Consider the following 23,558-nt stretch of genomic DNA (forward strand, 5'->3'; position numbering starts at 1 on the left):
GCCATTGGTAACAGCGCTGCTGTGGGTTAGTATTTCGCGCAAAGGCGGCACAATACGCCGGCATTTACCAAGGACGGACCTAGTGCTTTTCACTCGTACCCGGCAGATGGTTTTCTGGCTGCTGCTGAGCTGCTTCGCTTGCTTTGCCGAGGCACGAATCGTAATCGAAGCACTGCCGGTCAATTTGACCGACTTCCGCATCGACTACTACATCGACGATTCGCAGAATCTGGATTATCCCGAGGTCCGCGGCAAAACCTTCAGTGAAACCGCCAGTAGCACGTCCCTTGGCACCAATGCACGCGTTGCCTGGTATCGCCTGTCGCTTGAAAACCGGGCAAGCCAGAGGTTAGATCTCAATCTGCATTTACCCCATGCCTACCATGTGCAATCCATTCGGTTTTATGAAGAACGTGATGGCACGCTGGTGCGCAGTGAAAGGCTCAACCTTGATCAGCCTGCAGATACCGGGCTGATGTTCCGCGGCAGTGCCATCTATCAGCTCACACTGCCCGCGGCAAGCAGCACGACGCTATATGTGCGCAGCCACGCCTATTCGCACCAATGGTTTGCGCTGAACATATACGACCTTGAGCATTCCCGACGAGCGCTGGTGGGCGTCTCAAACGACATTGCCCTTATGGTCGGAATGATGCTCGCGCTGGTGTTTTACAATCTGCTGCTTTACTTCGCCACCAGCAAGATCGAAAACATTTACTACTCCTGCTACCTGATCTCCGGTCTGGTCTGGATTGCCCTGTCATATGGTCTGGTTGCCAGCCTGTTCGATCTCTATGGTCAGGCTGTGTTCATGCTCAATCTGTCGCTGATCACCATGCCCATCTTCCTGTTGCTGTTCATGATGGCCATCTTTGAGACTCGCCAGCACTATCCGCTTGAGCACCGTTGCCTGCAGTTCGTTCTGGTACCGCTGTGTGGCATGTTCATCTGGGGGTTGTTTGACATTTCCGCCGCGCTGAAGCCGGCCAGCAGCGTGGCGCTGGTGATGATGATCGTCACGCTGTCGGTCAGTATCTCACTGCTTCGCAAGGGCAACCCGCTGGCCAAGTATTTTCTTCTGGGACACCTGCTGTTCGTGTTGTTCAACACACTGGCGGTGCTGTTCTACAAGGGACTGATTGAGCCGAACTATGTCGCCAGTCATGGCGTAGGCATTGGTATCGTGCTGGAAGCACTGATGCTGGCGTTCATTATTTCCCACCGCATCAGGATACTTGAGCGCATTCGCGCCTCGCAGGATGAGCTGAAACGTCAGGCCGCGACGGATCCGCTGACCCGGCTGCATAATCGCCGGTATTTCGCTGCAACGGCGGAGGCCCTGCTGAATCAGTGTCGTGCTCAACAGCAGCCTGTGGCCATGGTGATGGCCGATATCGATCATTTCAAGGCCGTCAACGACACCTGGGGCCACGCGGCTGGCGACAAGGTGATCGAACACATCGCCCGGATTCTGAAAACCTGCAGTCGCAACCGCGATCTGCCGGCACGCTTTGGTGGCGAGGAGTTTGTCATCCTGCTGCCGGATGCTGACCTCAATCAGGCTCTGCAGTGCGCGGAGCGCATTCGTTCGGAGGTCGAACGCAGCCGGTTTGACATTGGAACTGACGCTCCGCTGCATGTCACGCTCAGCCTGGGCGTGACGCAGCTGGATACCGCCCACGACAGCATTCAATCAGGCTTGTCACGTGCCGACGAAGCACTTTATCAAGCCAAGCACGCCGGCCGAAATCGAGTCTGTTTCGCGGACACGCCTTCGCGCACGTCAGACTAGATCGTTACATTATCAGGCTACCAATCAGGCCAACCGCCGAAGACTGTTTGATCGCCTTGAGTCGACAATCAAACTGGACCAACTGATGAACCGAATCAAACTTGTGCTCTTGTTCCTGCTGGCTCTCATTACCGCAGCCTGGCTGGCCGCGGACACGCTGATGCCTGACCCGTTTGGCTATTTCACCTTTCGCAGCGTGTTCGTTCAGTATTCCGGCCTGCTGGGTATCGCGATGATGAGCGTTGCAATGGTTCTGGCTACCCGCCCACGCTGGCTGGAGCGCCATCTGAACGGCCTCGACAAGATGTATCGCCTGCATAAATGGCTCGGCATTGGCGCGCTGATCGCCAGCACCGCGCACTGGTGGTTTGCCAAGGGCACCAAATGGATGGTTGGCTGGGGCTGGCTAACCCGGCCCGAACGCAAGCAGGATGGCGCCGCACAGGTCTTGCCTAGCATTGAACAGTGGTTCCGTGACCAGCGCGGACTCGCCGAGTCGATCGGCGAATGGGCGTTCTATGCGGCCGCCATCCTGATCATTCTGGCGCTCATCAAGACGTTCCCTTACCGATGGTTCAAGAAGACCCATAACTGGCTGGCGGTTGGCTATCTGGCGCTGGCCTGGCACAGTCTGATACTCGTGAAATTCAGTTACTGGAGCCAACCGGTTGGCTGGTTGACGCTCATACTGCTGATCGCCGGCAGCGTCTCGGCCGTTATGGTGATAACCGGACGCGTGGGCAGGGGTAACCGTGTCGTGGGGCAGATTGAGGAGCTGACGCATTATCCGGGCCTGGACGTTATCGAAGCCAGGATCGCGCTGCGCGAAGGATGGCACGGACATGCTCCGGGGCAGTTTGCCTTTGTTACGTCCAAGAGCGGTGAAGGCGCCCATCCTTATACCATTGCCTCGGCCTGGAACCCGTCAACGCCAACAGTCACCTTCGTGGTAAAGGCGCTTGGCGACTGGACCTCGAAGCTAAAGACCTGGCTCAAGGTTGGCATGCGGGTGAGCGTTGAAGGGCCTTACGGCTGTTTCGACTTTTCCGATCCGGCGCCGCGACAGGTGTGGATCGGCGCGGGTATTGGCGTCACGCCTTTCATCGCACGTATGCACTCCCTCGCACAGCAGGGCGGCGAGCATAACGTCGATTTCTTTCATGTGACCCGCGATGTTGACCAAATGGCACTCGACAAACTCACTGCGGATGCCGCTGCGGCCGGTGTCCGCCTGCATCTGCGCCTGTCCTCCCGCGATGGGCACCTTACGGCGGAGCAGATCAGGACCGTGGTTCCCGAATGGCGCCAGGCCAGTGTCTGGTTCTGTGGGCCGACGGAGTTCGGCCAAACGCTGCGCCGCGACTTTGTCAGTCAGGGCTTGCCTGGCGCACGGTTTCACCGGGAGCTGTTCGAAATGCGCTAGCCCTACCGAGTGCTCTCACTGATGCATTCAGCGTGGCGACTGTCTCGCTTCCCGCCCGAATTGAGTGTTCAGGCGGCACTACCGGAAATGTGCTGTTGCAAATTCCCCGCGACGTGCTCCGCCCTGCCCCGGTAAAACTGCTCCCGATCAGTCATTGCCGGCGCGGCGCCGAGTATATTGATCGGCAACAGCATCGTCGGACCGGTTAGCCTGCACGCTGTTTAAAGCAGCGTCGGCAGCCCGCGTCAGGGAGTCAGGGAGCAAGGCATGGACGGGAATATTTTCGTACAGATCGGCATTCTGCTGGGGTTGTCTGTTCTCGGCGGCGCCCTAGCGCAACTGCTGCGCCAACCGCTGATCGTCGCCTTCATTGCGGTTGGCATTCTGGCCGGCCCTTCCGGGCTGGAACTGGTTGCCCAGAGCAGCGAGATCGAGCTGTTCGCCCGCCTCGGCATCGCCCTGCTGCTGTTTGTGGTCGGCCTGAAACTGGACCTGCATATCATTCGAACAGTCGGGCCGGTAGCACTCGCTTCTGGTCTCGGTCAGGTTGTCTTTACCTCTGTTGTAGGGTACCTGCTTGCCCTGCTGCTCGGTCTGTCGCACGTGGCGGCTATCTATGTTGCGGTGGCGCTGACTTTTTCCAGCACCATCATTATCGTCAAGTTGCTCTCCGACAAGCGCGAGATTGATGCCTTGCACGGCCGCATCGCGGTCGGCTTTCTGATTGTCCAGGATATCGTGGTGGTGCTTGTCATGATCGGTCTTACCGCATTCGGCAAGGCCGATAGTCAGGTAAGCCTTGGCTGGGAAGCGCTGCAGGTTATGCTCAAGGGGATGGCAATGCTGGCCGTGGTCGCCTTGCTGATGCGCTATGTGCTGCCCGCGCTGCTGCAACGCCTGGCCCACTCGTCCGAACTGTTGATGCTGTTTGCCATCGCCTGGGCGGTGCTGGGCGCGGTGGCAGGCGACGTGCTGGGGTTCAGCAAAGAGGTGGGCGCCTTCCTCGCCGGTGTATCGATCGCCTCTACTGCATTTCGCGAACAGATAGCGGCGAGACTGGTCAGCTTGAGGGATTTTTTGCTGCTGTTCTTCTTCATTGAACTGGGCGCTGCACTGGACCTCGGCATGCTCGGCGGGCAGATCGGCGCATCAGTGGTGTTTTCGCTGTTCGTGCTGATTGGCAACCCGATAATCGTCATGATCATCATGGGCGCAATGGGGTATCGCAAGCGGACCGGCTTTCTTGCCGGGCTGACAGTCGCCCAGATCAGTGAATTTTCATTGATTCTCGCGGCGCTTGGCTACAGCCTTGGGCATTTGCAACAGGAAACTGTCGGGCTGATAACGCTGGTCGGCTTGATTACCATCAGCGTCTCCACTTATATGATTCTGTACTCCCACGCGATATATGAGCGTTTGGCGCCCTGGTTATCAATTTTTGAACGAAAGGTTCCTTACCGCGAGCGCGATGGTTTGCCCGATGGGCAGGATACTGTCGACGTGCTTTTGATTGGTCTTGGGCGCTACGGTGCCGCGCTGGCTGATAACCTTCGGCGCCGCGACTGCAGGCTGCTCGCTGTGGATTTTGATCCAGCAGCGGTTCAGCAGCATGTGCGTGACGGTTATCAGGTGCGTTACGGCGACGCTGAAGATCCGGAGTTTATCGCCACCCTGCCGCTGGGCAGCACCAGTTGGGTTGTGAGCACTGTCCGTGAACGCAGCGTCAACCTGATGCTGTTGCATGGCTTGAAACAGAGCAACTATCGTGGCCAGGTGGCCATAGCCAGTTCCGCTAGACACGACAGCAAGGTGTTGGCAAAGGCTGGCGTGGATCTGTTGCTGATCCCCTACGCCGATGCGGCCAAAGAAGCGGCAGACCAATTGCTGGCACGGACGGCAGCGCGAGATTCCGCACCGGCTGCCATGCCGCAGTGAGATATCTGCCACGGCCGATGGCACGCTGTAACCTGCGGTAGCAACAGCCGATACGTTGACGCAGACTTGCCAAGGCGCCTGCCAGGCGCGAATATGCCGCGGCATTCAACTCGGCGCTGCCTGCGCCCGCCTATCCCTACTTGTCGGAGCGCCGGTCATGCATCCTGTGCTGATCTCCATTTCGCTGCTGGTGTGCAGCAATATTTTCATGACATTCGCCTGGTATGCCCACCTCAAGGAACTCAATAACAAGCCCTGGATCATCGCGGCCCTGATCAGTTGGGGTATTGCCCTGTTCGAGTACCTGCTGCAGGTGCCCGCCAATCGCATCGGTTATACCGCGCTGTCGGTCGGTCAGTTGAAGATTATTCAGGAAGTCATCACCCTCTCGGTGTTCGTCCCCTTCTCGGTCATGTATCTGAAGGAACCGTTGAAACTCGATTACCTGTGGGCAGGTCTATGCCTGCTGGCTGCGGTCTACTTCATGTTTCGGGACAAACTGGCTTAACTGCCGAGGCAATTCGGGTCATGCTGCACAGGTACATTCCCCCCGTCTGCAAGGAGCGCACGTGCTGATCCCGCTGTTGGTCAATCTGATGATGCTATTCGGTAGTCTGGTACTGTTTTTCGCCGCTGCCGGTATTGCCAACAATTGTGACAACCTGACAAAGCTGGAAGAGCGCATTCTCAACAGCAGTCTGTTCGTACCTGGACCGCTGCACCTTGTTGCCCTGATTGCCATAGCCCTGGCCGCCATGGGCCTGATCCCGATAGACGATCCAGCCTGGCTATACCTGCCGGCTCTGGTAAGCACCGGCTACTGGGTATGCCTAATCGCCATCAATGCCCGGAAAAACCGGTATCTTCGGGCAGACTGATCTGTCCTGACCGCCTGACTGCCATTATCCGGAGTTACTGAAGCGCCGGACCTTCACGTGTTGCCAACACCATCGCGTGCCCAGAGCAGCGCTTTGTGCAAGCTGGCTCGCTCGGGCTACAGGCGCGTTTGTTAATGAGAGATATATGGGTCTTTACACTGTACGCACATACAGTAGAATGAGCGGCAAAACCGGCCAAGCCGGTCACTCCACTCGCCAACAAGCCAGAGGTGCGCATGGCCGTTGAAATTGTTTATCGCAGCAGCAGAGACCCGGAGCAACTGTTCATGGATAAAGCCCAAGCCGACCGTCATGACAAGATGCTGGAGCTGGCCGAAAATCTGGGCGAGGTACTGCAGCGTGCCGTTCCGCAACTGGGAGAGCAACTGGCTGAAGAAATCAGTATCTACATGGCGCGCAACCGCGAGGTCTTCGCCAAGGCTTTCAAGAGTAACCCCGAGGCCCTCGCCGAACTGGATGCGTCCGGCGCGGCCTGATGCCGTTACTGGTACATCCAGAAGTTCGGATGCGCTTGCGCAACCTGAACAGGACGGACTGAATCACGACGGCTGATGATGCGTTTGATCATGCTCATGGTGTAGCTCCTTTGCTTGCTGTTTCGAACATGGGAGGCATCATGAGTCATATCGCACGATACTAAAAACGAATTAGATCTATTTGATTTATTGAGAAAAGCAATTAACTGCGCAGGCACGGCCGATGTCGCTGGCCAGCCCTTTGCTGCTCCTTTCCCAACCTGCGCTGACACTAGGCAACCACACCTTCCAGTGCTTTAGCCCTTCCCACCACTCCGTTGCCCTGTTTCCTCCGGCAACTGCTACGCTGACAGAAACGAACGCAATATCGTTAAGCCACACCTGAACGTCACCGTTGTGCCAATCGCATCTCGCAGGGGGCTTTGGCTATGAACCTGCTTCGCCGTTTCTCCATACTTCAACGCCTGGTTACTGTGACCTTGCTGGTGTTGATCATAGTGCTCGGGCTGGTGACGGCCTTCGCAGTTGACTACCACAAGACGCTGCTTGATGGTCGGGCAATAAAAACCCAGCACCTTGTTGAGTCCGGGCTGGGCGTCCTCCAGTATTTCCATCAACGGCAACTGGGCGGCGAGCTGACCGAACAACAGGCGCAGCAGCAGGCCGCCGCCGTTCTGCAAGGGATGCGTTACGACGGCAATGAGTATTTCTGGATACATTCCGATGACCTGCGGATGATCATGCATCCCTTCAGCACGCAGCTGGTAGGTAACAGCGTCGCCGACATCCAGGACCCCGATGGAAAATACCTGTTTCGGGAAATGGTTGCGGTGGTGAACACGCAATCAGCCGGCTTTGTCGACTATATGTGGCCCAAACCCGGCGTTACTGATCCAGTACCGAAAATCTCCTACGTCGCCGGCTTTGAACCCTGGGGCTGGATCCTTGGGTCGGGCATCTATCTTGACGATATCAGTGAGACCTTCTGGGCCGATATGCTGCCCAAACTTATGGTTGCAGCGCTGGGTCTGATGTTGCTGGTGGGTGTCAACCTCCTGATCGCCCTGAGTGTCAACCGCCCACTCGCCCAGGCAGTGGCGGCAATGAACGACATTGCAACCGGCGACGGAGACTTGTCACGCCGCTTGGACGCCAGCGGCTTTGATGAAATCAGCGAACTGGCGGCAGGGTTCAATGCCTTTACCGACAAGCTGGCGCAGGTCATAGACGAATTCCGTGAGGTGGTAGCAAACAACCGTCGTATCTCCAATGAAGTTGGCCTTGCAATGGGCAAGGCGGAGGCCTCTTATAACCAGCAGAACAGCGAACTTGACACCATTGCATCGGCGGTTGAGGAAATGAGCGCCACCTCCGACGAGGTCGCTCAGCGCATGTCGGACTCCGCAGAGGCTGCCAGACAAGCCAGCGGCCACGCCGCGGACAGTCAACGCACGGCAGATACCACCTCGCAGAGCATGCGCATGCTTGCCGGCGATCTCGCCCAGGCCGGTGCGGCCGTGGATGAATTGAACGCGCAATCGAATACCATTGACTCGGTGCTTGAAGTGATACGCTCCGTTGCAGAACAAACCAACTTGCTGGCCCTCAACGCGGCAATCGAGGCGGCACGCGCTGGTGAACAGGGACGGGGCTTTGCCGTGGTAGCAGACGAGGTGCGCACGCTCGCCAGCAGAACACAGGCATCAACCGACGAGATTCGCAGCATCATCGACTCATTGCAGGCCGTCACCGCCAAAGCCGTCAGCTCTATGCAGAGCAGTCACCGGCAGTCCGAAAACATGCAACAACAGGTCGAGAACTCGCGTTCTGCGCTGAAATCCATTGCTGTATCGGTCGATACCATCACCGATATGACCAGCCAGGTGGCTGCTGCTGCCGAACAGCAATCAAGGACCAGTACCGAGATCTCAGCAAGCCTGAGCCAGCTCAGTAACTTGGGCGACAAGGTGCTGAGCGAGCTGCAGGACACCGCGCTCAACACCCGAAAGCTGACTGACTCGGCGCAGCAACTGGAACGCCTTATCGGTCACTTCAAGACCGGACACGGATAGAGCTGTGCGTTCGCGCCTTTATCAGCAACCTTGCTACTGCGGCGCCAGGCCTGTCGGGATGGCTATTAAGGGGCGTTTAACAAGCCCGATGTAGTATGACAGACGTTTTCGGCGCCCTGACGGATTTCCTGCATGATTGAGCTGACCTGTTGTATGCGCCCGTTTCCTTCCTCTGCGGTCATACTTGCCGAGCCGATCGTGTCGGTTACCTTGCGAGTCAGATCACGATTACGCTGAACAACCTCGGCAATTTCCGCAGTGGACTTGCTCGTACGCGCAGCCAGCTGACGCACTTCATCAGCCACAACCGCAAAACCACGCCCCTGCTCACCAGCGCGAGCTGCCTCGATTGCGGCATTCAGCGCAAGGAGATTGGTCTGGTCGGCAATGGCCGAAATGGTTGCCACGATCTCTTCGATATTTTTGGACTGCGCGTTGAGGTGCGCAATCAACTCGCTGGCATCTGCCATCTGAGCGGCGATGCGTGCCGAGGTATCAACAGCCGCCTGCAGCGATGCCATCCCCTGCTGCGCGATGGCGGCTGTTTCCTCGGAGGTACTGTTCGCAACCTCTGCTGCCTGACGTACGGCCTGAGCCTGCTCGATCCTGTCGGTGATATCGGTGGCAAACTTGACCACCTTCAGGACATTACCCTGGTCATCCACAATGGGGTTGTAGGTCGCTTCCAGCCAGATAGTCCGGCCCTGACTGTCCAGCCGGTCAAACTGCCCCGACTTGAACTCGCCACGCCCCAGTTCCGCCCAGAACTCCGGATGCTGACGAATAAACGCCTCATTGCAGAACATCCGGTGGTGCTTTCCAATGATCTGTTGCAGCGAATAACCCACTGCCGACAGGAAGTTGCGGTTGGCGGTGATGATCTCGCCATTTGGGGAAAATTCGATCACCGCCAGCGACTTGTCCAGCGCAGTCAATAACGCCTTCTGCTCCAGTCGGGCTGCGTGTTCGGCCGTCACATCACTTGCCAGCATAACGATCTTGCTGATTGTGCCGCTCGCATCCGGCACCGGAACATAGGTGGCTTCGAGCCAGAGGGGCTGGCCGCCGGCGCCCAGTCGACGGTAGGTCCCGGCGCCGGACCTGCCCTGTGCCAGAGCAGTCCAGAACGCATGCCTCGCGCCGTCAGACCGCTCCTTGGCGTCGCACAAATGGTCGTGTGACTGACCAATCAAACGTTCGCGGGAGTAGCCCAGTAACGTCAGCATTGCCGTATTTGCATCAATAATCTGGCCATCCGGCGTGCATTCAAGGCAAGCCATGTGGGTTTTCAATGCGCTGATTTGCGCTTTTTGCTCTGCCAGATCGCGGCTCTGATTCTTGTACAAATATTTAAGTTTTCTGTTAAACATGCAAGAAGGCTCTGCGGATGAGAAATAAACAGGAATCGATTAATTTGCGAAAAAATAACAATTACAAAGCACTATGATGCATTTTTAGGTGAGCGTCTTGGCAGGGAGTGCTAGTGCCACTACACACAAAAGCTATCAAAAGTTATACGCAATATATACAAGCCAGAGCAAAAGGTCAGGCAAAACCGTGCCACCGGGCTACGCGGCACCCGGAGACAGGCAACAAGAAGATGTTTTGGGCTATGTATCAGCCGCGCCGCCATGGGGCCGGCGACGGCTGGTTACAGGTTCCTCAGAGCGAGGACAGATGCGGCTGGAGAATTTCGTACAGGGCAGGACGGTTAGTCTTGATCTCTTCAGCACTCAAGCCTTCCAGCGAGTGCGGGTACTTGAGCCAGGCGTCAGTGCTGTGCAGATAGTAATGCGGCTCCCAGTCCAGCTCATTGCGGCTGGGTTTGTAGTACGGAACAGCAACACGGATATCATTGGGCGTGTTCAAACGTGCCTTGTTACGCAGCTCGTTGATTATCGCTTCGAGCGAGCGCCCGGTATCAAACAAGTCATCAACGATCAGCAAAGAATCCTCGTGGGTCACATGCTTGACCAGGTAGTTGAGGCCGTGAACCCGGACCTCTTTGCTCTGCTGATCAATGCCATGATAGGAGGATGTGCGAATCGCGATGTTGTCGGTATGAACGCCGTGATAGTCGAGGAACTCCTGGACAGCGATACCCATAGGCACGCCACCTCGCCAGACCGCTATCATGAAGGTCGGACGAAAGCCGGAATTGAGGATCTGCGCGGCCAGACTGAACGCGTCTTCGAGCAGACTTTGTGCGCTAAGGTATTGTTTATCAGCCATAAGACCGTAAGCTTCTCCAGAATCGCGACATGATCACACCAGAGGGAGCCGCCTTGCAAGCCATGAACCAATCCAATTCCACGCAACAAAGGCCGCGCAATCGCCGTTTCCTTGATGAAAACCAGCTCATCGAAGACGCCTTTCGCCTGGGCGTCCAGGTATTTGAGAGCGGCTTTCGCCCCAACTTCATCGTTGGCCTCTGGCGCGGTGGCAGCACCGTCGGCATCTACGTACAGGAATGCCTGCAGACGCTCGGGGTAAAAACCGACCACATTGCGCTGCGCACCTCCTACCGCGGCATGGACCATTACGACGCGATGGTCGCCGCACCGGAAGCGGAAATCCGCGTACATGGCACCCACTATCTGCTCGACAACCTGAACAGGGAAGACCGCCTACTGATCGTTGATGATGCATTTGGTACCGGGCACAGCGTTCAAGCCGTAATCGGCAAGCTGAAAGGCCAGCTCAAGCGCAACATGCCAATCGACACCCGCATTGCAACGCTTTATAAGCGTGCCGGCGCCGCAAAAACAGACTTGCAACCTGACTTCTGCCTGCACACCACCGAAGACTGGCTGGTGTTCCCCTACGAGATGAACGGCCTGAGTCGCGCTGAAATCGACGCCAACAAGCCGTACCTCAGTTCTATCCTCGACTCGGTAAAGCCGCTTGTCTGACTGCACGCCCGGTGGTGCGCTCACACTGCCGGGCTATCAATGTCCCCCTGCCTGCCGTCTAACCCATTCGGGCTAATCACTGGACTGTGGCGCCCTCACTGGTTACCTTTCATCAACACCTGCGCGTTTGTGACAACAAAAGACAATAAAAATGAACATGCATAAAACGCCCGGTCTGTGGATGCGTATTGCTGTCGCCAGTCTGCTGCTCGCTCCTACGACCTCTGCCATTGCTAATGACCAGGACTTGCCGGTATTGACAGCGGGTTACATCCAATTCCCGCCGATTGCCTACACCGACGAACAGGGGCATGCTCGGGGGGCAATCATTGAGCTGACCAACGAGTTGGCCGCGGCAAGCGGGTATCGGGTGGATTGGAAGTCCTATCCGATCAATCGGATCTACCGCAGCCTGGACACTGGCGACATTGACTTATGGCCCGGCTCACCGCAGGTGCCTGCCCTGCAGGACTTCACTGTTGAATCCAGCTCTCTGGGAGTGCGAGTAAAACTCTGCGCATTCGCACTGCAGGGCACGCCGCGGATCAGCCACTACCAGGACCTTGCCAACCACGATCTGGTGCTGATTCGCGGTTACACCTATCGCGAGCAGCTCAACCGGGTGATCTCTGAAAACCATTACCACCCGATTGTTGCTCCGGACCACACCGCAGCGATGGAAATTCTGCTGCGCGGCCGCGCTCAATACCTGATCAGCTATGGCCACCCGATGCAGGAAGCACTGGCTGACTATCCACTGCATGGTGCGCGCTGTGATCAACTGGATGAATGGCCACTGGTATACGTGATTTCAAAGCGCAATCCGCAGGCTGAGGAAATCGCCGAGGCGCTGGATAGCGCCTATCTGGAATGGCGCGAAGCAAACCCCGAGCCGCGCCGACTGCGCGGCGTGCGCAATCGGCTGGCGACAGCACACTAGACTGTCGCTGGCACTTCCCAAACCTCGATATTACGTCGCCGCCCTACCCTCCAGGCGCGACCAAGACTCACCGCATCTGCCAGCCCCAGCTCCGCCAGCTGCGCCTGAACAGCGCCGCGTTCGGCTAAGGGCAGTGCCCGCAAGGTATCGGACGCGCGTTGCAGTACATACAGCAGATATGGCTCTACACCGACCTCTATCGGCGCCCCGCGAAAGCAGGTTTGCACCATGCCGACTTGCCGGATCTGCGGCTTCTCCGTCACCGGCGTGCCACTGGCCGGTTTCAGTTCGGCAACCCAGGCGTCAAGGTATGCCAGTTTGTCGGTCAGCTCAGGGAAGATGTCCTCGGCAATATGTACAAGCACCGGGATCAGAGTGGGCGGTAATGCATCACCGGCGGGAAACCCCGGTTCGGCTTGCGCATACTCGACGACATCGAGCCCCGGCGCCGTCATGCGTTCGACCCAGCGATGAACTCTGGGAGCGCGCTGCTGCATGATGGCCAGCGGCACCGGATCACGGCCAAGGTGCGCAAACATAGGCCCGATCAGGCCGTAATCGGCGATCGACGGTTGTGTGCCCAGCAGATACGGCCATTCGGCAAAGTGCCGCTCCAGGCGATCAAGCAGCTGCAGAAACGACGCTTCAATCAACGGAATGCTTTCGGCGTTGACGCCCAGTCTTGGCAGGTATGAGTTCATCCGCCCCATGATCTGCTCGGCCATTTTCGGCCCGGAACCGAGCGTAAAGGCACAACGCAGGAATGCCTCCTGCTCTGCCCGATAGGACCAGCGATAGTGCATCGCATGCTTGAGCATCGCCTGACCACCGTAGTACTCGATGATAATCGCAACAATGCGCTGCAGCGGTGTTTGCGGGTAGGCCGGCCATGGCACGCCCTGCGCCTCCAGATGATCGATGATATCAATGGTGTCCTGAATCACCGCGCCATCAGGCGTTTCCAGCACCGGGATAATGCCTCTGCCTATTTGCGGCAGGATGCGGTTTGCGAAGTCGGGATGCCAGGTTGGTATCTCGATATAGGGCAGCCCCTGGTTACGCAGATAACAACGGGCCTTGCCGGTATACAGCGAATGCGAGGCACCATACAGGCGATAGGCTGAGGCAGATTTCATTGGGGCTCCCGGGTTTATTGTTCATTCTTCCTGCAACGGATACTGCCAGCGTCACAGAAGGCAGACAAGATGGGAGTTTGTCTCGCCAATACCGCCTCCCCCGTTTCAGAAGAGGCGGCAGCCTGGATTCACGCCGCGAGAGGGCTACGCCAGTCGTCCGACCCCGACGTACCGGACACCTCATGCGTCCAGACAATCTTGCGATAGGTGAAATAAACATCCTCAAGGTGAGTGAACTGGGCTTTGCTCGGATCCTGGCAGTTAGGCATGTGCGACTGCACATCCACGATGATTGCATCCTGCAGTTCGATGGTGAAATAGTGCTCCTGGGTGCCGGTAGCCGAGGTGCGATACCACTCTAGACGGCAGCGAGACAGCCGTTCACCCGAGGTAAGGGCGCTGAAAATAAGCGGTGAGGACTTGTCGAACACCTTGGTAATCATCAGCGGTTTGTGCACCCGTTGCCCCGTCGGCTGACCCGACTGCGGGTCGCGCGGAATAATGACCTGATGATTGAAGCCCTGCACCAGCACCTGATCTTCGTGCCCTTCCTGAAAAATGTTACCGACCGAATCTTCAGTGAACGTGCCAGCGGTGATCAGGCCCTGCTTGGTGCCTTCAATGGTGAGATAGGCTGGGGTTGGCATCTGTGCTCCTTGCGTGTGTCAGTGATCCCGGAGATGCCGGGTTCAGGAACACCTACAAAAGCCACGCCAGGTAATTTAAATCGATTTATATCATTACCTTATGAAGCAAACCTCACAACGGTTCTCGAATCAGGGCCGCGCTCCAATCCTGAAATTGGGCAATTTCCACCGGCCTGCTGCGCAGCTACCTGCGCAACAGGCTCAGTGACCGGGCCTTACTGCCGCGAGATAACGCCCCGTCAACCACGCAGCGCCCAGCATTACCACGGCGCCTATCAATGCGTTGGTCTGCAGTGCCTGGGTGAAGCTGACCTGCACGGCAGACATGACCGTCGCGGCCAGCGCGTCCGGCAAATGGGAGGCCAGCCCGAGCGCGCCGCCAACCGTATCGCTGGCGACTTCAAGCTGGTGGTCGCTCAATCCAGGCGGCATCAACTCCAGCATGCGGTAACGATATACGGCCGCACCAATGCTGCCGATCACCGCGATACCCAGCGCCATGCCCATCTCGGTTGCGGTTTCGGAGGTTGCTGCAGCCGCGCCGGTTTTCTCCGGTGGTGCCGAGCCGATCACCAGATCGGTCCCCAGAATCATCATCGGCATGATACCGATGCCCAGTAACACCGTGGCCAGCACCATCAGTCCCGGTCCGGGATAGCGGCCGATCAGCAGCAACGCAACAAACCCGGCAACAGCAACCAGCAAGCCACCACTGATCAGCACCCGCGGAGCAAGCCAGCGGGCCATGCGCGGCACCAGCAGGGATGCTGCGGTCTGCAACAGCGCCGACGGCAGCATGACCAGCCCTGCCTGCAGCGGCGTCATGCCCAGTGCCCCCTGCAGATACTGGAAAATCAGCAGCCAGGCCCCGGACAACGCCAGAATGCACAGCATCATTGCCGCGACGGACACACTGAACGCGGGTTGACGAAACAGCGCGAGGTCGAACATCGGCTCGGCAAGCCGACGCTGACGGCGAACAAACAGGGTGCCAACCAGCAAACCGGCCAGCAGAGCGCTGCTGGCCAGCAGATTGAGTCCATCACGGGCGCTGTCCTTGATGCCAAAAATCAACAACAACACCGCACAGATGCACAGCAACGCGCTGGTCAGATCCAGACGCCCGGCCTGCTCGTCACGAAACTCCGGCAACAGCCAGGGACCGACCAGCAGCAACAGCACCATTACTGGTACAGCCAGCAGAAACACCGAGCCCCACCAGAAGAACGCCAGCATGACGCCGCCAACCAGCGGGCCGATAGCACTGCCGACAATAAAGCCGGTCATCCAGATGGTTATCGCCAGGGTGCGTTCGTGCTCGACGTGAAACATGTTGCGAATGAGGGCAAGGGTTGATGGCATCAGCGTCGCCCCGGCAACACCGAGCAGCGCACGGGTGGCAATCAGCATCATTGAACTATGGGCAAAGGCTGCAGCCAGGGAGGCCAGTCCGAACGCCGTGGCGCCAATGAGCAACAGGCGACGCCGGCCGATCCGGTCACCCAGTGTTCCCATGGTGATCAGGAAACCTGCCACCATGAAACCGTAAATATCGAGGATCCATAGCAGCTCGGAACTGGACGGCTCCAGATCGGCACTCAGGTGGGGAGCCGCCAGATGCAGCACTGTCATATCCAGTGCCAGCAGCAACGTGGGAAGTACAAGTACCGCAAGGCCCAGCCATTCGCGGCGGCCAGCACGTGGATACTCGGGAGAAGGTGAAACGGGTGTATTTGGCATGGTGCCTCCTTGCAGGCGCCCTTATACGCCGGTGCCAATCGTCTCGGCAAGATACAGTTGCAACGGCAAATTACGCCGCAGCAGTCCGCGCAGGCGCTGCCGGGTTCGTGCCAAGACTCCCTTCACTGCGCCCCTTCTGCTATCATCCCAGCCCTTTCACGTTCAACCGCAAAGTATCCCAAACGCCCATGTCCGATATCGCCGCGACTCGTCAGATCCTCGTTACCAGCGCCCTGCCCTATGCCAATGGTTCAATCCACCTTGGGCACATGCTGGAGTACATTCAGACCGACATTTGGGTTCGCTTCCAGAAGCTGCGCGGTCACCAGGCCGTGTACGTCTGTGCTGACGACGCGCATGGCTCCGCCATCATGCTGCGCGCCGAGAAGGAAGGCATCACCTCCGAACAGCTGATCGCCAACGTCCACGCCGAGCACTCGGCCGACTTCGCGGACTTTCTGGTCAACTTCGACAACTTCTACTCCACCCACTCGGAGGAGAACCGGGAGCTGTCCGAACTGATTTACACCCGGCTGAAAGAGGCTGGCCACATCAGCACCCGCTCGGTGACCCAGTACTACGATCCGGAAAAGGGCATGTTCCTGGCTGACCGGTTCATCAAGGGCACCTGTCCCAAGTGCGCGGCTGAGGATCAGTACGGCGACAACTGCGAAAAATGCGGTGCCACCTACGAGCCGACCGAACTGAAAGACCCGCGCTCGGCCATTTCCGGCGCTACCCCGGTACTGAAGGACTCCAAGCATTTCTTCTTCCGCCTGCAGGACTTCACCGACATGCTCAAGCAGTGGACCCGCAGCGGTGCCCTGCAGGACGCGGTCGCCAACAAGATCGCCGAATGGCTCGACAGCGGCCTGCAGGAATGGGACATCAGCCGTGACGCGCCCTACTTCGGCTTCGAGATTCCAGGCGAGCCCGGCAAGTACTTCTACGTCTGGCTGGACGCACCAATCGGTTACATGGCCAGCTTCAAGAACCTCTGCAGCCGCCGCCCCGAGCTGAGCTTCGATGGTTTCTGGAATGCGGACTCCAGCGCCGAGCTGTACCACTTCATCGGCAAGGATATCGTCAACTTCCACACCCTGTTCTGGCCGGCGATGCTGGAAGGTGCAGGCTTCCGCAAGCCGACTGCGGTCAACGTACACGGCTACCTGACGGTCAACGGCCAGAAGATGTCCAAGTCGCGCGGCACCTTTATCAAGGCGCGCACCTATCTGGATCACCTGAACCCCGAGTATCTGCGCTACTACTACGCGGCAAAACTCGGCCGTGGCGTGGAAGACCTCGACCTGAACCTGGAAGACTTCGTGCAGAAGGTCAACTCGGACCTGGTCGGCAAGGTAGTCAACATCGCCAGCCGCTGTGCCGGCTTCATTCACAAGGGCAACGGCGGCGTCATGGTCGAGGCCAACCCGGCTCCGGAGCTGAGCAGCGCCTTTGTCGACGCGGCACCGAGCATTGCCGACGCCTACGAGAAGCGTGATTTCTCCCGCGCCATGCGCGAAATCATGGCGCTGGCCGACAAGGCTAACGCCTGGATTGCCGACAAGGCACCGTGGGCGCTGAACAAGCAGGAAGGCAAACAGGACGAGGTCCAGGCCATCTGCGCCCTGGGCATCAACCTGTTCCGCCAGCTGGTGATCTTCCTCAAGCCGGTGTTGCCGACGCTGGCGGCCGACGCAGAGGCATTCCTCAATGTTGCGCCACTGCGCTGGGACGATCACAAGGCGCTGCTGACCAACCATCAGCTGAACGCGTTCAAGCCGCTGCTGGCCCGTATCGAGCCGGCGAAGATCGACGCCATGATCGATGCCTCCAGGGAAGATCTGGCCGCAGCCGAGAGCACAGCCCCGGCGGGTAACGGCGAGCTGGTCAAGGAGCCGCTGGCCGAGGAAATCAACTTCGACGCCTTTGCCGCCGTCGACCTGCGCGTGGCGTTGATCGAGAAGTGCGAGTTCGTTGAAGGTGCCGACAAACTACTGCGCCTGAGCCTTGATATCGGCGATGCCAAACGCAACGTATTCTCCGGCATCAAGAGCGCCTACCCGGATCCGAGCAAGTTGGAAGGCCGCCTGACGCTCTATGTTGCCAACCTGGCACCGCGCAAGATGAAGTTCGGCGTTTCCGAAGGCATGGTCCTTGCGGCAGGCCCGGGCGGTGAAGAGATCTTCCTGCTCAGCCCGGATCAGGGCGCCAAGCCGGGCCAGCGGGTCAAGTAAGCGGTAGAGCAATCGCCGGGCGGCTGTGCCGCCCGATTAGCCGGGACCGGCCGAGCAGCCAGAAGAGCTGCACAACGCCGGCCACACATGGGGTTGGGTTACATGGCTGAATTTGCCCTTATTCTGGTCAGTACCATACTGGTCAACAACTTCGTTCTGGTGCAGTTCCTCGGGCTGTGTCCGTTCATGGGTGTTTCCGGGAAGCTGGAAACCGCGATCGGCATGTCCGCCGCGACCACCTTCGTGCTCACGCTGGCCTCGATCCTCAGTTATCTGACCTTCCAGTACATTCTGGTGCCGCTGGATCTGCAGTTTCTGCGTACCATTTCGTTTATTCTGGTGATCGCGGTAGTCGTGCAGTTCACCGAAATGGTGGTCCACAAGACCAGCCCGCTGCTGTACCGGGTGCTGGGTATCTTCCTGCCGCTGATTACCACCAACTGCGCGGTACTGGGCGTCGCCCTGCTGAACACCAACCGCGCCGAACAGACCTTCATGAAATCCGCCACCTACGGCCTGGGCGCGGCTATCGGCTTCTCGCTGATCCTGATCCTGTTCGCCGGTCTGCGTGAGCGCATCGCCATTGCCGACGTCCCGACGCCGTTCCGCGGCGCCGCCATCGGCATGATCACCGCGGGCCTGATGTCGCTGGCATTCATGGGCTTCACCGGCTTGATAAGGTTGTAAGCATGTCGATGATCATTACTGCCATTGTCGTCCTGCTGGGGCTGGCGCTGATTTTCGGTGCCGTGCTCGGCTTTGCTGCTGTTCGCTTCAAGGTTGACGGCGACCCCATCGTTGACCAGATCAACAACCTGCTGCCGCAAACCCAATGCGGCCAGTGCGGCCACCCGGGTTGCCGCCCCTACGCCGAAGGCATTGCCAATGGCGAGCCGATCAACAAGTGCCCGCCCGGCGGCGAATCCACCATTCAGGCGCTGGCTGACCTGCTTGATGTCGAGGCGCTGCCGCTGGACGCCGAGCACGGCGAAGAAAAGCCGCGCATGGTTGCCTATATCCGCGAGGCCGAATGCATCGGCTGCACCAAGTGCATTCAGGCCTGCCCGGTCGATGCCATTCTTGGTGCAGCCAAACAGATGCACACCGTGATTGTTGACGAGTGCACCGGCTGCGACCTTTGTGTAGAACCCTGCCCGGTTGACTGTATCGACATGCTGCCTCTGCCGACCACACCGCAGAACTGGAAGTGGGATTTTCCGCTGCCCAGTTCAGCCCTGATTGCTACCGACGCCAGCCGAGGGGCCGCCTGATGACCGCAGCCAGCCCTATTCGAATCTGGGACATCCCCGGCGGCATTCACCCGCAAGAAAACAAGCTGCAATCGCTCGGCCATGGCATCGAAACCCCGCCGCTGCCGCGCGAGCTGATCGTGCCGCTACAGCAGCACATTGGCGCCCGCGCCGAGCCCTGCGTCGCCGTTGGCGAGAAGGTACTCAAGGGCCAGTTGATCGCAGAGGCCAGCGGCTTTGTCAGTTGCCCGCTGCACGCGCCGACATCCGGCACCGTCACCGCCATTGGCCCCGCACCCTATCCGCACGCCTCCGGGCTCGAAGAATGGGCCATCCGCATTGAGGCTGACGGTGAAGACCGCTGGTGCGAACTGGACCCGATCAGCGACTTCCGGGCACTTGAGCCCGCTGCGCTGCTCGACATCATCCGCGCGGCCGGTATCAGCGGCCTGGGCGGCGCCGGGTTCCCGACCGCCGTAAAGCTCAAGGCACGCCCCGAGCAGAAGATCCACACGCTGATTATCAACGGCACCGAGTGCGAGCCCTACATCACCGCTGACGACAGCGCCATGCGTTACCGCGCCGAGCAGATCGTCAGCGGCATCGAAGTGCTGATGCACATCCTGCGCCCGGAGCAGGTTCTGATCGGCATCGAGGACAACAAGCCCGAAGCGATCGAAGCCATGCGCGCCGCCGTTGGCGAGCGCCCCATGCAGGTCGTGGTCTTTCCCACCAAGTACCCGTCCGGCGGTGAAAAGCAGCTGATCCAGATCCTGACCGGCAAGGAAGTACCCAGTGGCGGCCTGCCAGCCGATCTCGGCATGGTCTGCCAGAACGTCGGCACCTTGCTGGCGATCCACGACGCGGTAGTTCTGGGCCAGCCACTGATCAAGCGCATCACCACTCTGACCGGCGATGCCCTGAGCCACCCGACCAATGTTGAAGCGCTAATCGGTACGCCGATACGTGACCTGCTGACCTTTGCCGGCCTGCAGCCCGAAAAACTCTATCGACTGGTCATGGGCGGGCCGATGATGGGCTTTACCCTGCAGAGCATGGACGCGCCCATCGTCAAGACCACCAACTGCCTGCTGGCCGGTAGCAAGGCTGAACTGCCGCCACCGCCACCCGCCCAGCCGTGCATCCGCTGTGGCTTGTGTGCTGAAGCCTGTCCGGCCAGCCTGCTGCCGCAACAGCTGCACTTCTTTGCCCTGGGCAAGGATTACGATCAGCTCAAGCGCCAGAACCTGTTTGACTGTATCGAATGCGGCGCCTGCTCATACGTCTGCCCCAGCAGTATTCCGCTGGTGCAGTACTACCGCGCGGCCAAGTCAGAGATTCGCGCACTCGACCTTCAGCAGCACAAGGCCGACCACTCACGTCAACGCTTCGAGCACCGCCAGGAACGCCTGCAGCGCGAGGCCGAGCAGAAGGAACGCGACCGTATCGCCCGTGCCGAAAAAGCCGCCCGCCTCAAGGCCGCCAAAGAAGCAGAAGCGGCCAAACAGGCCGATCCCGACGACGCAGTGCCTGCTGCCGACGCGCCTGCGCCGAAGGCCGGCGGCCTGACGCCGGAGCAGAAGCAGCTGAAGATCGCTGCGGCAACCGCCCAGATGGCGCTGAAAAAGGCCCAGAAGCAGCTGACTGCCAACCCGGATAATGCAGACCTGCAGGCGCAGATCCCGCAGCTGGAACAGGCTGCGCGCGAGGCGCAGGAGGCCTTCGACAAAGCTCAGGGTGAAGTCAGCAGCCAGCCAGCCGCGCCCGCGCCACAGGCAGCCGGTGAAGACGACGCCAAGAAACTGAAGATCGAAGCCGCCATGCTGCGCGCCGCGCTCAAAAAGGCCGAACGTGCGGCTGGCGACAGCCCCAGCGACGAACAGCAAGCCGAAATTGCCAAATTGCGCGAGCAGGCAGAGGCAGCCGAAGCACGCGTACCGGCGACTGCGGCGGCAAAAAAGCCGGTCGATGAGAAGCTCAAGCAAGCCAAGCTCGATCTGGCCATGGCCCGCGCTGCCACCAGGAAGACCGAACGCGCGCTCGCAGAGTCGCCGGAGGATGCTGACCTGCAAGCGCAGCTCGCAACCCGGCAGCAGGCACTCAGTGCGGCTGAGAAAGCACTGCATGAAGCGGAAAACAGCAGCCCCATTCCGCCTCCAGAACGCCAGCGTGTCGACAAGAAGCCCGTTGATGAGCAACTGCGTGAGCTGAAAACCAATCTGGCCACCACCAAGGCCGACTTCAAGCGCGCCGAACGTGAGCTCAAAGACGCGACCGAAGCGGGGGCTGATACCGCAGCCGCTGAACAGGAACTGGCCACCCGCCGGGCAGCGCTCGACATCGCCGCCAAGGCCTTCGCCGACTATATGGCCAGCAAGGAGACCAACTGATGGCGCTGGTTCGCATGACTTCGCCACACGCCAAGGGCAACAACCACACCCAGACCATCATGCTCTGGGTACTGGGTGCGACGCTGCCCGGCATCCTGGTGCTGACCTGGTTCTACGGTTTCGGCACCCTGATCAACATCCTCTACGCCAGCGCAGTCGCCCTGCTGGTCGAATCACTCGTCCTGGCGATTCGCAAGCGACCGATCGGGTTTTACCTGCGTGACGGCAGTGCGCTGGTAACCGCCTGGCTGCTGGCCTTGGCGCTGCCGCCCTATGCCCCCTGGTGGCTAACTCTGATTGCGGTCAGTTTCGCGATCGTTTTTGGCAAGCAGCTCTATGGCGGCCTGGGTCAGAACCCGTTCAACCCGGCGATGCTGGGCTACGTGGTAGTGCTGATCTCCTTCCCGGTAGAGATGACCAGCTGGCCGGCCTGGCGCGGCATTGAAGCAGTGGTGCCCGACGTTCACGCCACCCTTGGTCTACTGGACGCCCTGAGCAGAATCTTCCTGCCGGTCAGCAGCGAGATCGACGGCTGGACGCTGGCTACCGCGCTGGATGTGGTCAAGACCAACAACAGTCTGACCATGACCGAGTTGCAGGCCGCCAGCCCCGCGTTCGGCCAGTTTGCCGGTTACGGCTGGGAGTGGGTCAACCTTGCCTACCTGCTCGGTGGGCTGGTACTGCTCTACAAGCGCGTTTACAGCTGGCATGCCCCGGTTGGCATGCTGGCGGCACTGGCGGTGATGAGCCTGCTGTTCTGGAATGGCAGCGGATCGGACTCAAACGGCTCGCCGCTGTTCCACCTGTTCAGCGGTGCCACCATGCTCGGCGCTTTCTTCATCATCACCGATCCGGTTTCCGGTGCCACCAGCAAGCAAGGTCGCCTGATCTTCGGTGCCGGCGTGGGTATTCTGGTCTACGTGATTCGCGCCTGGGGCGGCTACCCCGACGCGGTGGCCTTTGCGGTGTTGCTGATGAATCTGGCCGCACCGACCATTGACTACTACAGCACGCCGCGCACCTATGGCCACAGCAAGGCCAAGCGCGGTATGGGCAAGACGGACTGAGCCATGGAAAATCCTACCAGCACCAGCAGTTCGATCCTGCGCAACAGCCTGATTCTGGGCCTGTTCGCCATGGCGACCGTGGGCATGATTGCGGTCACCCAGCAAGGCACAGCGGAGCGCATTGACGAAGCCCAGCGCCGGGTTCAGCTCAGCGCGCTGAACGAGATCATTCCCCACGACCGGCACGACAACGATCTGCTGGCCGACAATTTTGCCATCGACGACCGTCAGTACCTGAGTCTGACCGGTGCGAAAGATGCCTACCGCGCACGCAACGACGGCGCTGTCAGCGCCGTGATCCTGCCGGTCGTCGCCCCTGACGGCTACAGCGGCCGCATTGACCTGCTGGTCGGCATCAATGCCGATGGCAGTATCGCCGGGGTGCGCAGTGTCAATCACCGTGAAACCCCCGGTCTGGGAGACAAGATTGAGACCGCAAAAAGCCAGTGGGTGCTGGACTTCAACGGCAAGAGTCTGAGCATGCCGGTGCCCGAACAATGGGCGGTAAAGAAGGATGGCGGCGAGTTTGACCAGTTTACCGGCGCAACCATTACCCCACGGGCCGTCGTCAAGGCGGTCTATCAGGCACTTACCTATTTCGACGCACACCGGGCCAGCCTTCTGCAGCTGGACGAGGAGTAA

Annotated in this window: 20 protein-coding genes; 15 read left to right on the top strand and 5 right to left on the bottom strand. The window is 59.2% G+C overall.

What is annotated here, in order from left to right:
- Positions 1–82 precede the first annotated feature (82 nt).
- The 7 genes from O5O48_RS14335 to O5O48_RS14365 all read left to right on the top strand — a co-directional run bounded on the left by O5O48_RS14335 (position 83) and on the right by O5O48_RS14365 (position 8,597).
- The gene (locus O5O48_RS14335) at positions 83–1,792 is read left to right on the top strand and encodes a sensor domain-containing diguanylate cyclase (protein WP_269687367.1); all 1,710 of its coding nucleotides are present in this window, start codon (positions 83–85) and stop codon (positions 1,790–1,792) included.
- Entirely contained in the window at positions 1,707–3,215 is a 1,509-nt protein-coding gene (locus tag O5O48_RS14340; protein ID WP_269687368.1) for a ferredoxin reductase family protein, read from the top strand. The genes O5O48_RS14335 and O5O48_RS14340 overlap by 86 nt, the downstream gene beginning before the upstream one ends.
- A 267-nt stretch (positions 3,216–3,482) precedes the next feature.
- Positions 3,483–5,150, top strand: coding sequence for a cation:proton antiporter (locus tag O5O48_RS14345; RefSeq protein WP_269687369.1), 1,668 nt, complete (start codon positions 3,483–3,485; stop codon positions 5,148–5,150).
- Positions 5,151–5,307: 157 nt separating this feature from the next.
- On the top strand, positions 5,308–5,658 hold the full coding sequence (locus tag O5O48_RS14350) for a DMT family protein (protein WP_088274274.1): 351 nt from the start codon (positions 5,308–5,310) through the stop codon (positions 5,656–5,658).
- A 61-nt stretch (positions 5,659–5,719) separates the two neighbouring features.
- Positions 5,720–6,028 carry a hypothetical protein gene (locus O5O48_RS14355; RefSeq protein ID WP_269687370.1) on the top strand — a complete coding sequence of 103 codons (309 nt, stop codon included), beginning with the start codon at positions 5,720–5,722 and terminating at the stop codon, positions 6,026–6,028.
- Positions 6,029–6,264: 236 nt separating this feature from the next.
- Positions 6,265–6,525 carry a YebG family protein gene (locus tag O5O48_RS14360; protein ID WP_088274276.1) on the top strand — a complete coding sequence of 87 codons (261 nt, stop codon included), beginning with the start codon at positions 6,265–6,267 and terminating at the stop codon, positions 6,523–6,525.
- A 428-nt stretch (positions 6,526–6,953) separates the two neighbouring features.
- Positions 6,954–8,597 carry a methyl-accepting chemotaxis protein gene (locus tag O5O48_RS14365; RefSeq protein WP_269687371.1) on the top strand — a complete coding sequence of 548 codons (1,644 nt, stop codon included), beginning with the start codon at positions 6,954–6,956 and terminating at the stop codon, positions 8,595–8,597.
- A 65-nt stretch (positions 8,598–8,662) separates the two neighbouring features.
- Here the strand turns inward: O5O48_RS14365 and O5O48_RS14370 are convergent, their stop codons facing one another.
- Together O5O48_RS14370 and O5O48_RS14375 are read right to left on the bottom strand one after the other, a co-directional pair.
- Positions 8,663–9,877 carry a methyl-accepting chemotaxis protein gene (locus tag O5O48_RS14370; RefSeq protein ID WP_269687372.1) on the bottom strand — a complete coding sequence of 405 codons (1,215 nt, stop codon included), beginning with the start codon at positions 9,875–9,877 and terminating at the stop codon, positions 8,663–8,665.
- A 382-nt stretch (positions 9,878–10,259) separates the two neighbouring features.
- Positions 10,260–10,829 carry a phosphoribosyltransferase gene (locus O5O48_RS14375; protein ID WP_269687373.1) on the bottom strand — a complete coding sequence of 190 codons (570 nt, stop codon included), beginning with the start codon at positions 10,827–10,829 and terminating at the stop codon, positions 10,260–10,262.
- Between the two features lie 62 nt (positions 10,830–10,891).
- Between O5O48_RS14375 and O5O48_RS14380 the strand changes: the two genes are divergently transcribed.
- Complete coding sequence (locus O5O48_RS14380) at positions 10,892–11,509, top strand: phosphoribosyltransferase (protein WP_228244974.1); 618 nt, start codon at positions 10,892–10,894, stop codon at positions 11,507–11,509.
- Between the two features lie 151 nt (positions 11,510–11,660).
- On the top strand, positions 11,661–12,449 hold the full coding sequence (locus tag O5O48_RS14385) for a substrate-binding periplasmic protein (RefSeq protein ID WP_269687374.1): 789 nt from the start codon (positions 11,661–11,663) through the stop codon (positions 12,447–12,449).
- Here O5O48_RS14385 and O5O48_RS14390 read toward each other — a convergent pair.
- The 3 genes from O5O48_RS14390 to O5O48_RS14400 all read right to left on the bottom strand — a co-directional run bounded on the left by O5O48_RS14390 (position 12,446) and on the right by O5O48_RS14400 (position 15,972).
- Positions 12,446–13,585, bottom strand: a complete 1,140-nt coding sequence (locus O5O48_RS14390) for a glutathione S-transferase family protein (RefSeq protein ID WP_269687375.1) — start codon at positions 13,583–13,585, stop codon at positions 12,446–12,448. The genes O5O48_RS14385 and O5O48_RS14390 overlap by 4 nt on opposite strands.
- 128 nt (positions 13,586–13,713) lie before the next feature.
- Entirely contained in the window at positions 13,714–14,232 is a 519-nt protein-coding gene (locus tag O5O48_RS14395; protein ID WP_269687376.1) for an Hcp family type VI secretion system effector, read from the bottom strand.
- Positions 14,233–14,433: 201 nt separating this feature from the next.
- Positions 14,434–15,972 carry an MFS transporter gene (locus tag O5O48_RS14400; RefSeq protein ID WP_269687377.1) on the bottom strand — a complete coding sequence of 513 codons (1,539 nt, stop codon included), beginning with the start codon at positions 15,970–15,972 and terminating at the stop codon, positions 14,434–14,436.
- Positions 15,973–16,169: 197 nt separating this feature from the next.
- On the opposite strand from O5O48_RS14400, the gene metG reads away from it, so the two are divergent.
- From metG to rsxG, 6 genes are all read left to right on the top strand, one after another.
- Positions 16,170–18,209: a methionine--tRNA ligase gene (metG, locus tag O5O48_RS14405; protein WP_233049868.1), complete on the top strand. Its 2,040-nt coding sequence runs from the start codon at positions 16,170–16,172 to the stop codon at positions 18,207–18,209.
- A 102-nt stretch (positions 18,210–18,311) separates the two neighbouring features.
- Positions 18,312–18,896 (top strand): electron transport complex subunit RsxA, encoded by a 585-nt coding sequence (gene rsxA, locus O5O48_RS14410; protein WP_088274347.1) that lies wholly within the window; start codon positions 18,312–18,314, stop codon positions 18,894–18,896.
- Positions 18,897–18,898: 2 nt separating this feature from the next.
- On the top strand, positions 18,899–19,480 hold the full coding sequence (gene rsxB / locus O5O48_RS14415) for an electron transport complex subunit RsxB (protein WP_233049628.1): 582 nt from the start codon (positions 18,899–18,901) through the stop codon (positions 19,478–19,480).
- Positions 19,480–21,849 (top strand): electron transport complex subunit RsxC, encoded by a 2,370-nt coding sequence (gene rsxC / locus O5O48_RS14420; RefSeq protein ID WP_269687378.1) that lies wholly within the window; start codon positions 19,480–19,482, stop codon positions 21,847–21,849. The genes rsxB and rsxC overlap by 1 nt, the downstream gene beginning before the upstream one ends.
- The gene (rsxD, locus tag O5O48_RS14425) at positions 21,849–22,916 is read left to right on the top strand and encodes an electron transport complex subunit RsxD (protein ID WP_269687379.1); all 1,068 of its coding nucleotides are present in this window, start codon (positions 21,849–21,851) and stop codon (positions 22,914–22,916) included. The genes rsxC and rsxD overlap by 1 nt, the downstream gene beginning before the upstream one ends.
- Positions 22,917–22,919: 3 nt before the next feature.
- Positions 22,920–23,558: an electron transport complex subunit RsxG gene (gene rsxG / locus O5O48_RS14430; RefSeq protein ID WP_269687380.1), complete on the top strand. Its 639-nt coding sequence runs from the start codon at positions 22,920–22,922 to the stop codon at positions 23,556–23,558.

This window comes from Halopseudomonas sp. MFKK-1, from assembly GCF_027474385.1.
GTDB classification, from domain to species: Bacteria; Pseudomonadota; Gammaproteobacteria; order Pseudomonadales; family Pseudomonadaceae; genus Halopseudomonas; species Halopseudomonas aestusnigri.